Here is a 13,047-nt window from a genome sequence, read left to right as displayed (position 1 = left end):
CCTCAAACGCCGGAGGGGCTGAATTTCGCTCGCCGGAGAGTTCCAGCCCGTCCGGCGATTGAGGACGAGGCCGTCAGGCCGAAGCGGGGGTCCGGGGGCGGCAGCCCCCAGGGATGGGACGGGAAGGGGCGGAGGGGGCGAAGAACTCCCCCTCCGCCCCCACCGGCGTCACACGTACTTCTTGATCTCCCGGTGCGCCAGCGAACGCTGGTGGACCTCGTCCGGGCCGTCGGCCAGCTTCAGGGTGCGGGCGGACGCCCACAGCTCGGCCAGCGGGAAGTCCTGGCTGACCCCGCCGGCACCGTGCACCTGCACCGCCTTGTCGAGGATCTCCACGACCGCCCGCGGAGTGGCGATCTTGATGGCCTGGATCTCGGTGTGGGCCCCCTTGTTGCCCACCGTGTCCATCATCCAGGCCGTCTTCAGCACCAGCAGCCGCAACTGCTCGACGGTCACCCGGGCGTCGGCGATCCAGTTCTGCACGACCCCCTGCTGCGCCAGCGGCTTGCCGAACGCCGTGCGCGACACCGCCCGGCGGCACATCAGCTCGATGGCCCGCTCGGCCATGCCGATCAGCCGCATGCAGTGGTGGATCCGGCCGGGACCGAGCCGCGCCTGCGCGATGGCGAACCCGCCGCCCTCCTCGCCGATCAGGTTGCTCGCCGGCACCCGGACACGGTCGAAGACGACCTCCGCGTGCCCGCCGTGGGAGTGGTCCTCGTAGCCGTACACCTGCATGGCACGCCGCACCTCGACGCCCGGGGTGTCACGGGGGACCAGGATCATCGACTGCTGGCGCCGGATGTCCGGGCCGTCCGGGTCCGTCTTGCCCATCACGATGAAGATCTTGCAGTCGGGGTTCATCGCCCCGGAGATGTACCACTTGCGGCCGGTGACGACGTACTCGTCGCCGTCCCGCTCGATCAGCGTGGTGATGTTCGTGGCGTCGGAGGAGGCGACCTCCGGCTCCGTCATCGCGAACGCGGAACGGATCTCCCCGGCAAGCAGCGGCTCCAGCCACTGCTTGCGCTGCGCCTCGTCGCCGAACTGGGCGAGCACCTCCATGTTCCCGGTGTCCGGGGCCGCGCAGTTCAGCGCGGTGGGTGCCAGATGCGGGCTGCGGCCGGTGATCTCGGCGAGCGGCGCGTACTGGAGGTTGGTCAGCCCGGCACCGTACTCGGAGTCCGGCAGGAACAGGTTCCACAGACCCTGCCTGCGGGCCTCGGCCTTCAGCTCGCCGACCACGGCGGGCGTGTCCCACGGCGAGGCCAGCAGGGCACGCTGCTCCTCCGCGACGGCCTCCGCCGGATAGACGTACTCGTCCATGAAGGCGAGCAGCTTCCCGCGCAGCTCTTCGGTGCGCGCGTCGAATGCGAAGTCCATGGCGGATCAGCCTTCCTGAAGGGTGGTCAGGCCGTGCTCGATGAAGACGGGGACCAGCTCGCCGATGCGGTCGAAGCCGCCGCCGACCGTCTGGCCCTTGGTGTAGCGGTAGTGGATGCCCTCCAGGATCACGGCGAGCTTGAACCAGGCGAAGGCCGTGTACCAGGAGACCGCGGAGACGTCGCGCCCCGAGCGCGCGGCGTACCGTTCGACGATCTCGGCGGCCGCGGGGTGTCCGGCGGCCGAAGCGGTCGTGCTGATGGGGGAGTTGGGCAGCTCCAGCGGCGTGCTGTACATGACCAGCAGCCCGAGGTCGGTGAGCGGGTCGCCGAGCGTGGACATCTCCCAGTCCAGGATCGCCCTGATCCGGTCGTCGGACCCGATCAGCACGTTGTCGAGCCGGTAGTCGCCGTGGACGACGGTGGGCGCGGGGGAGACGGGCAGTTCGCGGCCCAGGGCGGCGTGCAGCTCGTCGATGCCGGCCAGCTCGCGGTTGCGGGACGCGTCCAACTGCTTGCCCCAGCGGCGCAGTTGCCGGTCGAGGAAGCCCTCGGGGCGGCCGAAGTCGGCGAGTCCGACCTCGGCCGGGTCCACCGCGTGCAGTTCGACCAGGGTGTCGACCAGGCCGAGCACCGCGTCGCGGGTGCGCTGCGGGCCGAGCGGGGCGAGCTGGTCCGCGGTGCGGTACGGGGTGCCCTCCACGAACTCCATGACGTAGAACGGGGCGCCGAGCACCGACTCGTCCTCGCACAGCAGGACGGGGTCGGGGACCGGCACGGCCGTCGGGTGCAGCGCGCTGATCACGCGGTGCTCGCGCTTCATGTCGTGCGCCGTGGCCAGCACGTGGCCGAGCGGGGGCCGGCGTACGACCCAGCGGCCGGTGCCGTCGGAGACCGCGTAGGTGAGGTTCGACCGCCCGCCCTCGATCAGCCGGCCGGTGAGCGGGCCGTTCACGAGTCCGGGCCGCTCGCGGTCGAGCAGGTCGCGCAGCCGGTCGAGATCGAGACCTGGCGGGTGGTCCGGGCTCATCATTGCTCCTCAGCACACGGGAACGGGGCATGACCATGATGCCGACCAGTCGGTATGTCGTCCAGCGGCTGACCGAAACGTGATCGGCATCTCCCCGGCGCGGAGGCCGGGCGGCTGGCGGCCGGCTACCGCCGGCGCACCTTGTAGGTCAGAGGCGTCACCCGCGGCGACGGCTGCGAACGGACCGGCTCCAGCGCGATCCTGGACGCGTCCACGCCGTCGAACAGCCGGGTGCCGGCGCCGAACAGCACCGGCGACAGCGTGACCGAGAACTCGTCGACCAGGCCGGCGTTCAGGTACTGGAGGATCGTCGTGCCGCCCCCGGCGATACGGACGTCGCGGTCGCCCGCGGCCTCACGGGCCCCGTCGAGGGCCTTCTCGATGCCGTCCGTGACGAAGTGGAACGTGGTGCCACCGAGCCGCTCCCACGGGTCACGCCGATCGTGCGTCACGACGAAGACCGGGGTGTGGAAGGGCGCGTCCTCGGGCCATGACTGCTCGCCGAGGTCGAACATGCGCCGGCCCATGACGCTCGCGCCGGTGCGCTCGAACGTCTCCCGCGCGATGTCGTTGTCGACGCCCTCCTCGCCGCCCTCGCCCAGTCCCAGGTTCTCCCGGAAGAACCGCTGCGGGAAGATCCACTGCTGGAGCTCCATCCACTGCGCCATCCAGCGCCGGACGTCGGGGTCGTCCTGCCGGTCCGGCGAGAAGAGCTCGTTCTCGACGGGGACGGGCTCGGGTGCGACGAAGCCGTCCAGCGACATGGACACGCTGAAGAACACCTTGCCGGCCATCAGCTTCCGGCTCCCTTCCGCGTGAGGCCGGCGACGTAGGCCGCCAGGCTGTCCAGGGTCTGCCGCCCGCCCTCGACCGCGTGGTACTTCTCCACCGCCGCGTCGCGCAGTTCCCTGGTGGGGAACAGCGTGCGCATCTCGATCCGGGTCGCCGCGCCGTCCCGCTCGAAGACCAGCGCCGACGCGAAGGCGTCGGGGTCGTCGCGGTGCTCGCCGTGCAGCAGGTCGATCCGCTCCGGCGGGACGATCCGCACCCAGCGGATCCACTCGGAGTAGTCGGTCCCGTCCGGCCCGTGCAGCACGAAGACCCACTCCCCGCCCTCGCGGAACTCGAAGGACCGCGTGGTGGTGGTGAACCCCTCGGGCCCCCACCATCGCGAGAGATGCCGGACCTCGGTGAACGCCTCGAACACCAGCTCCCGCGGGGCGTCGATGGTCCGCGAGATCACGATCTCCCGGTCGGCCGCCGCCGGCTCCGTCTGCGTCTGTTGTCCTGCCCCTGCCATCGTTCAGTCCTCCTGCCGTGTCTGCTTGAGGTCCTGCACATAGGTGTCGAGCCGGTCGAAGCTCTCGTTCCAGAACCGCTCGAACCCGCCGACCCACTCGTGGATCGGCCGCAGCCCGCGGGCGTCCAGGCCGTACAGGCGCTGTTTGCCCGCCTCGCGCACCCGTACCAGTCCCACCTCCCGGAGCACCCGCAGGTGCTTGGACGCCCCCGGCTGGCTCATCCCCAGCTCCTGGGCCACCTCGGTCACCGGTCGCTCGCCCGCCCGCAGCAGCATCAGGATGTCCCGGCGCTGGGGCTCCGCTATCGCGTTGAACGCGTCCGAGGTCGTCGCTGCTCGTGCCATGGCAGCCATCGTATGCCCATATCGGAATACATCAAGGGGAGCGGCCCGAACACACGCCCCCGGAGCGCGGCCCGGAACGCACGCCCCGGATCGTGGCCGCTAGAACACCAGCGCCGCCGCGCACGCGGCCAGGGCCACCGTGCACAGTGCCGTCGCCGCCGCGTGCCGGGGCGGGAGCGCGGGCGGACCCGCCGGGCCCGCGGCCGCCAGGGCACGGATGCGGAGGTGGGCGACGGCGAGGAACGCCAGCCAGAGCAGGCAGCAGAACGCGAACGCGATGATCCCGGCGGCCGAGTGCCGGTCGCGCAGGGCCGCCCTCGCGGCGAGCACGGCGGCGACCGTGCAGGACAGGGTCGTACGGCGCCAGGCCAGCCGGGTGCGCTCCGGCTGGAGGCCCGGGTCGCGCTCCTCCGCCGGGGGCGTGGTCATCCGGCCCAGCCGACGAGGACGACGACGACCATCGCGACCGCGACGACCGCGACGACGATGCCCAGCAGAGCGGGGAAGCGTGACACCGGCAGGTCCTCGCCGCGCCGCATCGCCCGCTCGCAGCGCACCCAGTGGTTCACGGCGCGCAGCGCGCAGAGCACGCCCGACGCCAGCAGCGCCAGGGCGAGGCCCGCCCGCCAGGCCCAGCGCAGGTCGGGCAGGAACTGGTCCACGGCGAAGCCGCCGCCGATGAGCGCGAGCGCGGTGCGCAGCCAGGCCAGGAAGGTCCGCTCGTTGGCGAGGGAGAACCGGTAGTCCGGGGTGCTGCCCTCGTGCCGGATCTCCTGCGGCGCGAACCACAACCGGACATTGCGCACGAGTTCGATCACGTCCAGGACCCTACCGGGGAGCCCGGCACGGGGCTCCTCCGGTGCCGCCCCGGACGCCCGGCGCGGCTGCCCCGGGGTCAGTCCATCGCCCGGTAGTCCGTGAGCCGCTCGTAGGCCGCCAGTCCGTCCGGCACCCACGTCCAGCCGTCCAGCCGGCGCTCCACCTCGTCGTCGGTGAGGAAGTCGTGCCAGGCGACCTCCTCGGCCTGCGGGTTCACCGGGAGCTCGCAGCGCACCTCGTACACCGCCGACCACCAGCTCGCGCCGGCCCCGTCGTCGTACAGGAACTTGAACAGGGGAGTGGGCCGGGGGAGCCCGGAGACGCCGAGTTCCTCCTCGGCCTCGCGCAGCGCCGCGTCGTCGTAGGACTCGCCCGCGCCGACGACCCCGCCGACGAACATGTCGTAGAACGACGGGAACACCAGCTTGGTGGGGGTGCGGCGGTGGACGAAGACCCGGCCACGGGCGTCCCGTGCCTCGATGAACACGCAGCGGTGGCGCAGGCCGCGGGCGTACGCCTCCCCGCGCGGGGACTGCCCGATGATCTCGTCGTTCTCGTCCACGATGTCGAGGATCTCGTCGGCGGCGCTCATGGGATCCATCCAAGCAGTTTCCCGGCGCGCGCAGGGGGCGCTCACGGCCGTCCGGGTGGTGGGCGCGTGCGCGGGGGCGGGAGCGGCGGAGACGCCGGCCGGGGAGCGCGGGGGCGCGCTCAGTGCGGCTGGAGGTCCCGGGAGCGCTCCGGCTCCGTGGTGCCCGAGGGCATCGCGGGGTGCATGCCGAGGAGGATGATCCCCGTCACGATGCCCGCGAGCCCCGCGGCCTGCCAGGCGAGGGCGCCGGCGTCCGTGCGCAGCTGGTCCCCGAGGAAGCCCACCCCGCAGACGATCCCGGCGAGCGGCTGGGCGGCGGTGAGCGCGGGCAGCGACATCCGCAGCGGCGCGGTCTCGAAGGCGCTCTGGACGAGGATCAGCCCGGTCACGCCGAGCACGAGCACCGCGTACGGCTGCCAGCCGGTCAGCAGCTCGCCCAGACCGCCCGCGCTGAACCGCTGGCCGCTGACCCGGGTGAGCGCGTCCTGGAGGCCGTAGAGCAGCCCCGCGGCGGTGGCGAGGAGGACGGGGCCGGCGCTGAGCCGGGAGCGTTTCGCGAAGGTGGTGAGCAGCAGGGCGAGTCCGACCACGATCCCGATGATCAGCCAGTGCCGCAGCGGGTCGTCGATGGCCTCGCCGCCCTGTGGCTGTCCGGCCACGATGAACGCCGAGACCCCGCCCGCGAGCAGCAGGAGCCCGGCCCAGCCCTGCCGGCCCAGGGGCTGTTTCGTCTGATGTCGCGAGAGCGCCAGCGCGAAGAGCAGATTGGTCGCCAGGAGCGGTTCCACCAGCGAGACCTCGCCGTTGCCCAGCGCGATCGCCCCGAGGACCATGCCGCACACCATGAGCCCGATACCGCCCAGCCAGCGCGGGACGCGGATCAGGTCGATCAGGATGCGGGGCGAGAGGAAGTCGCTCAGCGGCGCGTGCGAGGCGGCGTTCTGCTGGAGCACGAAGCCGAAGCCGAGACAGCAGGCGGCGCTCACCGAGAGGACCAGAACCAGTACCGACACGCTGGGTACCTCGATGCGTCAGGGGTCGGGGCGGGCCAGTGGTGCGTATGCCGCCGACTGTAGTGCCAAGGGCCGGGGCCCCGCCCCGGGAGTAACCGGAACCAGGCGGTTGACTCGGTCACCTTTCTTGCCGAGGATTCGGACCGATCAGTAACAAGTGCTGGTCGGCCGCGTGGCCGACCCTCACCTCCAATGTCTCACCAACCAGCGACGCCGCAGATCGGTTCGTGACAAACGTCATCAGGTCGTCCCCGTGACGCCTGCCCGGTCGGACCCGTCGGAATGCCGAGAGGACGGGGCCCATGGCCTACGACGCAGATGTGATCGTCATCGGAGCGGGCCTGGCGGGCCTGGCGGCGACCGCTGAGCTCGTCGACGCCGGCCGCAGGGTGATCCTCCTCGACCAGGAACCCGAGCAGTCGATCGGAGGCCAGGCGCACTGGTCCTTCGGCGGGCTCTTCTTCGTCGACTCGCCCGAGCAGCGCCGCATGCGGATCAAGGACACCCACGAGCTGGCCCTCCAGGACTGGATGGGCACGGCCGGCTTCGACCGGCCCGAGGACCACTGGCCGCGCCGCTGGGCCGAGGCGTACGTCGACTTCGCGGCCGGGGAGAAGCGGTCCTGGCTGCACGGGCAGGGCGTGCGCTTCTTCCCGGTGGTGGGCTGGGCCGAGCGCGGCGGCTACGACGCCAACGGGCACGGCAACTCGGTGCCGCGCTTCCACATCACCTGGGGGACCGGGCCCGGCCTCGTCGCGCCCTTCGAGCGCCGGGTACGGGAGGGCGTGGCCCGCGGACTGGTCGAGCTGCGGTTCCGGCACCGGGTCACCGGTCTGTCGCGCAGCGCGGGCTCCGTGGACACCGTCACCGGTGAGGTCCTGGAGCCGTCCGGCATCGAGCGCGGCCAGGCCAGCAGCCGTGCCGTCACCGGCTCCTTCGAGCTCCGGGCCCAGGCGGTGATCGTGACCTCCGGCGGCATCGGCGGCAACCACGACCTCGTGCGCGCCAACTGGCCCGAGCGGCTCGGCACCCCGCCCGAGCGGATGATCTCCGGTGTCCCCGCCCACGTCGACGGGGCCATGCTCGGGATCGCGGAGGGGGCCGGCGCCCGCCTGATCAACCGCGACCGCATGTGGCACTACACCGAGGGCATCCAGAACTGGAACCCCATCTGGGACAAGCACGGCATCCGCATCCTGCCGGGCCCCTCCTCCCTGTGGCTGGACGCGCGCGGCAACCGGCTGCCGGTCCCGCTGTTCCCGGGCTTCGACACCCTCGGCACCCTCGAACACATCATGAGGACCGGGTACGACTACACCTGGTTCGTGCTGGACCAGAAGATCATCGGCAAGGAGTTCGCGCTCTCCGGCTCGGAGCAGAACCCCGACCTGACCGGCAAGTCCATCAGGGGCGTCATCGGACGGGCCCGCGCGGACGTGCCGGGACCGGTCAAGGCGTTCATGGACAACGGCGTCGACTTCGTCGTCGAGAAGGACCTCGGCGCGCTGGTGCGCGGGATGAACGCGCTCACCGAGAAGCCGCTCATCGACGAGGCGGCGCTGCGCCGCGAGATCGTCGCGCGCGACCGCGAGATCGCCAACCCGTTCACCAAGGACCTCCAGGTCATGGCGGTCCGCGGGGCCCGCAACTACCTCGGCGACAAGCTGATCCGCACCGCGCCCCCGCACCGCATCCTCGACCCCGCGGCCGGCCCGCTGATCGCGGTGCGCCTGAACATCCTGACCCGCAAGACCCTCGGCGGTCTGGAGACCGACCTCTCCTCGCGGGTGCTGACCGAGGGCGGCGACCCGCTGGAGGGTGTGTACGCCGCCGGTGAGGCCGCCGGATTCGGCGGCGGCGGAGTCCACGGGTACCGCTCGCTGGAGGGCACCTTCCTCGGCGGCTGCCTCTTCTCCGGCCGCACCGCGGGCCGGGCGGCGGCCGAGGCGGTCGGCTGATCGCGGGCGACGCCCAAGTAGTGCGATCCGGGCCGCCGTTGTCATCAGGACAGCGGCGGCCCGTCGTCGTACAGCCGAAGCGGAAGCGCCCAAGTCGGGCGGAGCAGGTGCCTGTTCAGGGCTTTGTGCCGCCGGGTGAAGGTAACTGGCTTGTACACGAGAGCAGTTGACACGTGTAGTGACTTGGTCTGAGCTTGACTTGAACCCGTGGCTCCGGGTTTGCTGTGCGTGATCACCCTTTGACGAACCGCGCCTGTGAGGTTGAGCAGCGGTGTCACCACCCCCACCTCCCTTGGGCCGCGGCCGCAAGCGGACGTCCCAGGCCTTCGACGCCGCCCTCGACGACGCCGAACTCGTAGCCGCACGCACCTCGTTGAACCAGGGGCGGTGGACCGACGTCCGCGACCTGCTCGCCGCGACCGGTGACGACTGGGACCGCCGCGGACACCGGGTCACCGTCCTCGCGCAGGAGCCCGCCACGCTCGCCTGGGTCCGCGACTGGCAGCTCGCCGAACCGGAGTCCGCCGACGCGGCCGTACTGCTGGGCTGCGCCACCGTCGAGCGCGCCCTGCACGGCAAGGAGCGCCCGGACAGCGCCCGCGAGGCCTGCCGGCGCGCGGCCGACCGCGCCCCCGACGACCCCACCCCCTGGCTCGGGCTGCTCCTCCTGGAACGCTCGCTCGGGGCCGAGGACGACGTGGTCCGCCTCTTCGACGAGGTGCGCCACCGGCACGCCGTCCACCACCACGCGCACCATCTGATGGTCGCCCGGCTCGCCGAGCGCCGCGCCGCGGCGGGCCAGGACCCGCTGCACGAGGTGTACGACTTCGCCAACTGGTCGGCCGAGCAGGCGCCCGCCGACTCGCCGCTCGCGATCCTTCCGGTCGTCGCGCACGCCGAGCGCTACCGGGTGCTCGCCGCCGCCGGGACCGAGGGCCCCGACCCGGTCGCCTCCGGACACTGGGCCGGCCGCCGGGCCCGCCAGGTGATGAAGGCCGCGTTCGACTGGTGGCTGGAGTGGCAGCAGGGCGACCATCCGCGCCGGCTCGTCGACCTCAACTACCTGGCCCACGCCAAGATCTGCGAAGGCCGGGACGGCGAGGCCGCCGCCCTGTTCCTGCGCATCGCGGAGCACCCGACCGCGGCTCCGTGGTCCTACCCGGACCGCGACGGGTACCAAGCCTTCCGTGCCGCACGCGACCGCGTGCTCGGCACGGTGTGAACGCCCCCGAAGACCGACATCCGAAAGGACGACCCCGCGATGACGACGGGCAGTTCGAGCACATCGAGTACGTCGAGCACGGGAAGACCGGACGCCGACGGCGCCGGCATCAGCACGTTCAAGGGGCAGGACCGGGCCCTGCGCGCCGGCCGTCTCGGCACGGCGGGTCTGCTCCTGTCCGTCCTCGCGGCGACCGCCCCGCTCATGGTGGTCGCGGGTGTCATGCCCACCACATTCGCGGTGATGGGGATCGTCGGACAGCCGCTGCTCTTCGTCATCCTCGGCGTCGTCCTCGTGCTCTTCAGCATCGGGTACGCCGAGATGAGCCGGCACGTCCACAACGCGGGCGCCTTCTACGCGTACATCTCGCGCGGACTCGGCGGCACCCCGGGCGCGGGCGCGGCCGCCGTCGCCCTCGTCGCCTACAGCGCCCTCCAGGTCGGCATCTACGGCCTCTTCGGCTTCGAGGTCTCCGGGCTGTTCGCCACCTACCTCGACACCCAGCTCGTCTGGTGGATACCGGCGCTGGCCGCCGTGCTCGTCGTCGGCGCGCTGGCCTGGCTCAAGATCGACGTCAACGCCTGGGTGCTCGGCGTGCTGCTGGTCATCGAGGTCACCCTCGTCGTCGTCTTCGACGTCGCGGCCGTCGGCGACCCCGCCAAGGCCGGGCTCTCGCTGCACGCCTTCAACCCCGACACCCTCACCGGAGCGGGCGTCGGCACCGCGCTGTGCTTCTGCATCGCGGCCTTCACCGGCTTCGAACAGGCCCCCGTCTACGCCGAGGAGACCAGCCGCCCGCACATCCTCGTGCCGCGCGTGATGTTCCTGGCGATCGGCTTCGTCGCCGTCTTCTTCGCCATCAGCTCCTGGGCGCTCACCGTCGCCACCGGCCCCTCGGCGATCGTCGGCACGTCCCAGAAGCAGAGCGCCGGACTGCTGTTCTTCCTCACCGAGTCACGGCTCGGCTCCACGTTCACCGACGTCCTGCACGTGCTCTTCGTGACGGGCATGTTCGCCGCGCTGCTCAGCTTCCACAACGTCGTCGCCCGGTACGCCTTCGCCATGGGCCGCGAGGGCCTGCTGCCCAGCGCGTTCGGCCGCACCTCCGAGACCAGCGGCGCCCCCGGCACCGGCTCGCTCCTGCACACCGTCGTGTCCCTCGTCGTGGTCGGCGGTTTCGCCCTCTCCGACGACAAGCCGGCCGGAGACCCGACCGCGCCCGTGCTCCGGCTGTTCACCTGGGGCGGGAACGTCGGCGCGCTCGGCGTCACCCTGCTGATGGCGGCCGCCTCGCTCTCGGTCATCGTCTTCTTCGTCCGCCGCGGCGCCGCCCGCGCCCAGTCCTGGCGCCTGGCCACCTCCGCGGTCGCGGGCCTCGCCCTGCTCGTCATCGCGGTCTACACGGTCAAGGACTTCGACGTGCTCGTCGGCTCGGGTCCCGACTCGGCCCTGAACGTGCTGCTGCCCGCCGTCATCGGGGTCGCGCTGGTCGTCGGTCTCGTCCAGGGTCTGGTGCTGCGCTCCCGCAAGCCCGAGGCGCACGCCCGGATCGGACTCGGCAACGAGGCGTTCCAGTTGGACAAGGCGGCCGATTCCGCCTCCTGACGCGGACCCGTCGTCCCCTTCGGGGCCCTTGCTCCCGGCCCGTGGGTAAGAAGAAATGACGGAACGCTGACGAGCACCCGCGACCGCTGGCTTTTTGGGGGTCGCGGGTGCTCGAATCAAGGGGTGAACACTGATAGGCCCGGGGAACCGGAACCGGAACGGGACCCGGAGCGACCGCAGCCCCGGGAACCGGAGGACGAGGAACGCCCGGAGGACGAGGAACGCCGGGGGCCGCAGGAACGCGGGGGGCGCCAGGAGGGTCCGGAGCCGCTGGAGCGCCAGGAGACCCCGGAGCCGCTGGAGCCCCGGGACCGAGAAGGACCCGAGCCCGGGGAGCGTCCTGAGCCGCGGACGCCTCCGGAGTCCCGGGAGGACGGCGGCGAGGAGCACGAGGCGGCCAGGGAACGCGGCAGGCCCATCGGCCGCCGTGTCCTGCTCGGCACGCTCGGACTCGGCGCCCTCGGTGTCCTGGCCGCGCCCACCCTCCAGCGCGCGACGGACGCCTTCCTCGCCGGCGCCTCCCAGCGCGACCCCACGGGCCTGACGGGACTCCTGCCCAACGGCGGCGGATTCCGCTACTACTCGGTGGCCGCCTCCGTCCCCCACAAGAACGAGACGGACTACCGGCTCACCGTCGACGGCCTGGTCGACCACCCCGCCACCTACACCCTCGCGGACCTGCGCGCCCTGCCCCAGACCCGGCTGGTGCACGACGTCCAGTGCGTCACCGGCTGGCGGGTGCCGAGCACCCCCTTCGAGGGCGTACGCCTGTCGCAGCTCCTCGACGCCGCCGGAGTGCGCGGCACGGCCGGGGCCGTCCGGTTCACCTGCTTCGACGGGACGTACACGGAGAGCCTCAGCCTGCGCCAGGCCTACCGCCCCGACGTCCTGGTGGCCCTGCGCATGCAGGACAAGCCCGTCGGCCACAACCACGGCGGCCCGGTCAGGCTCTACGTGGCCCCGATGTACTTCTACAAATCCGCCAAGTGGCTCTCCGGCATCACGGTCACCCAGGACGTCCGTCCCGGGTACTGGGAGGACCGGGGGTACGACGTCGACGCCTGGGTCGGCCGTTCGAACGGACGCGACGATGAACCCACGAGCTGACGAGACGCCGGCCGTCGCCGCGCCCTCGTCCCACGTACGCCGCTTCACCCGCGCCGAGCACTGGGTGCACCGCGTCGCCGCCGCGCTGATGGGCCTGTGCGTGGCCACCGCGGCCTGCCTCTACATCCCCCAGTTCGCCGAACTCGTCGGCCGCCGCGAACTCGTCGTACGGGTCCACGAGATCGCCGGTGTGATGCTCCCGCTGCCGGTCCTCGCCGGCCTCGCCTCCCGCGCGTTCCGCCGGGACCTGGGCTTCCTGAACCGCTTCGGCCCGCACGACCGGGTGTGGCTGCGGGCGGTCCTGCGCCGCGACAAGGACCCGCGGTCCCGTCCGGCGGGCAAGTTCAACGCCGGGCAGAAGGTCTACGCGGCCTGGATCGCCGGGGCCACGCTGGTGATGATGGGCACCGGTCTGCTGATGTGGTTCACCCATCTCACCCCGCTGATGTGGCGCACCTCGGCGACCTTCGTCCACGACTGGCTGGCCCTGACCGTCGGCATCGTGCTCGCGGGCCACATCGGCATGGCGCTGGGCGACCCGGAGGCCCGGCGGGGACTGCGCACGGGATCGGTGAGCCGCCGGTGGGCGGAGCGCGAACACCCGCTGTGGCGGCCGTGACGACGCGCTGACGACGGCGAACGGGCCGTGGCGAGAACCGGTACAGGTTCTCGCC

The 13,047-nt window shown here is 72.1% G+C and carries 14 protein-coding genes; 5 read left to right on the top strand and 9 right to left on the bottom strand.

Annotated elements, in window-relative coordinates:
- Positions 1-168: 168 nt before the first annotated feature.
- The 9 genes from ACFWI4_RS40340 to ACFWI4_RS40300 form a co-directional block, all read right to left on the bottom strand.
- A complete protein-coding gene (locus ACFWI4_RS40340) occupies positions 169-1,383 on the bottom strand; it encodes an acyl-CoA dehydrogenase family protein (RefSeq protein ID WP_387206568.1) in 1,215 nt (404 codons plus the stop codon).
- Between the two features lie 6 nt (positions 1,384-1,389).
- Positions 1,390-2,412 carry a phosphotransferase family protein gene (locus tag ACFWI4_RS40335; RefSeq protein ID WP_387206566.1) on the bottom strand — a complete coding sequence of 341 codons (1,023 nt, stop codon included), beginning with the start codon at positions 2,410-2,412 and terminating at the stop codon, positions 1,390-1,392.
- Between the two features lie 125 nt (positions 2,413-2,537).
- Positions 2,538-3,206: a dihydrofolate reductase family protein gene (locus tag ACFWI4_RS40330; RefSeq protein WP_387206564.1), complete on the bottom strand. Its 669-nt coding sequence runs from the start codon at positions 3,204-3,206 to the stop codon at positions 2,538-2,540.
- On the bottom strand, positions 3,206-3,712 hold the full coding sequence (locus ACFWI4_RS40325; RefSeq protein ID WP_387206562.1) for an SRPBCC family protein: 507 nt from the start codon (positions 3,710-3,712) through the stop codon (positions 3,206-3,208). The genes ACFWI4_RS40330 and ACFWI4_RS40325 overlap by 1 nt, the downstream gene beginning before the upstream one ends.
- 3 nt (positions 3,713-3,715) lie before the next feature.
- Positions 3,716-4,057, bottom strand: coding sequence for an ArsR/SmtB family transcription factor (locus ACFWI4_RS40320; RefSeq protein ID WP_387206560.1), 342 nt, complete (start codon positions 4,055-4,057; stop codon positions 3,716-3,718).
- 99 nt (positions 4,058-4,156) lie between these two features.
- Complete coding sequence (locus ACFWI4_RS40315; RefSeq protein ID WP_387206558.1) at positions 4,157-4,486, bottom strand: DUF202 domain-containing protein; 330 nt, start codon at positions 4,484-4,486, stop codon at positions 4,157-4,159.
- Positions 4,483-4,875 carry a YidH family protein gene (locus ACFWI4_RS40310; RefSeq protein ID WP_385405390.1) on the bottom strand — a complete coding sequence of 131 codons (393 nt, stop codon included), beginning with the start codon at positions 4,873-4,875 and terminating at the stop codon, positions 4,483-4,485. The genes ACFWI4_RS40315 and ACFWI4_RS40310 overlap by 4 nt, the downstream gene beginning before the upstream one ends.
- 77 nt (positions 4,876-4,952) lie before the next feature.
- The gene (locus tag ACFWI4_RS40305) at positions 4,953-5,468 is read right to left on the bottom strand and encodes an NUDIX hydrolase (protein WP_387206573.1); all 516 of its coding nucleotides are present in this window, start codon (positions 5,466-5,468) and stop codon (positions 4,953-4,955) included.
- A 119-nt stretch (positions 5,469-5,587) separates the two neighbouring features.
- A complete protein-coding gene (locus ACFWI4_RS40300; RefSeq protein ID WP_385405393.1) occupies positions 5,588-6,481 on the bottom strand; it encodes a DMT family transporter in 894 nt (297 codons plus the stop codon).
- 302 nt (positions 6,482-6,783) lie between these two features.
- On the opposite strand from ACFWI4_RS40300, the gene ACFWI4_RS40295 reads away from it, so the two are divergent.
- From ACFWI4_RS40295 to ACFWI4_RS40275, 5 genes are all read left to right on the top strand, one after another.
- Positions 6,784-8,439 (top strand): FAD-binding dehydrogenase, encoded by a 1,656-nt coding sequence (locus ACFWI4_RS40295; protein ID WP_387206556.1) that lies wholly within the window; start codon positions 6,784-6,786, stop codon positions 8,437-8,439.
- Between the two features lie 271 nt (positions 8,440-8,710).
- Positions 8,711-9,661, top strand: coding sequence for a hypothetical protein (locus ACFWI4_RS40290; RefSeq protein WP_387206554.1), 951 nt, complete (start codon positions 8,711-8,713; stop codon positions 9,659-9,661).
- Positions 9,662-9,700: 39 nt separating this feature from the next.
- Positions 9,701-11,266: an APC family permease gene (locus tag ACFWI4_RS40285; RefSeq protein WP_385405400.1), complete on the top strand. Its 1,566-nt coding sequence runs from the start codon at positions 9,701-9,703 to the stop codon at positions 11,264-11,266.
- A gap of 417 nt (positions 11,267-11,683) precedes the next feature.
- Positions 11,684-12,373, top strand: a complete 690-nt coding sequence (locus ACFWI4_RS40280; RefSeq protein WP_387206571.1) for a molybdopterin-dependent oxidoreductase — start codon at positions 11,684-11,686, stop codon at positions 12,371-12,373.
- Positions 12,357-12,992, top strand: a complete 636-nt coding sequence (locus tag ACFWI4_RS40275; RefSeq protein ID WP_385405403.1) for a cytochrome b/b6 domain-containing protein — start codon at positions 12,357-12,359, stop codon at positions 12,990-12,992. Before ACFWI4_RS40280 ends, ACFWI4_RS40275 begins: the two co-directional genes overlap by 17 nt.
- Positions 12,993-13,047: the final 55 nt, after the last annotated feature.

It is taken from the genome of Streptomyces sp. NPDC127038 (assembly GCF_042725875.1).
In the GTDB taxonomy this organism is placed as follows: Bacteria; Actinomycetota; Actinomycetes; order Streptomycetales; family Streptomycetaceae; genus Streptomyces.
Note: the sequence above shows the minus strand (reverse complement) of the source record. Positions and strands in the feature narration are given on the sequence as shown.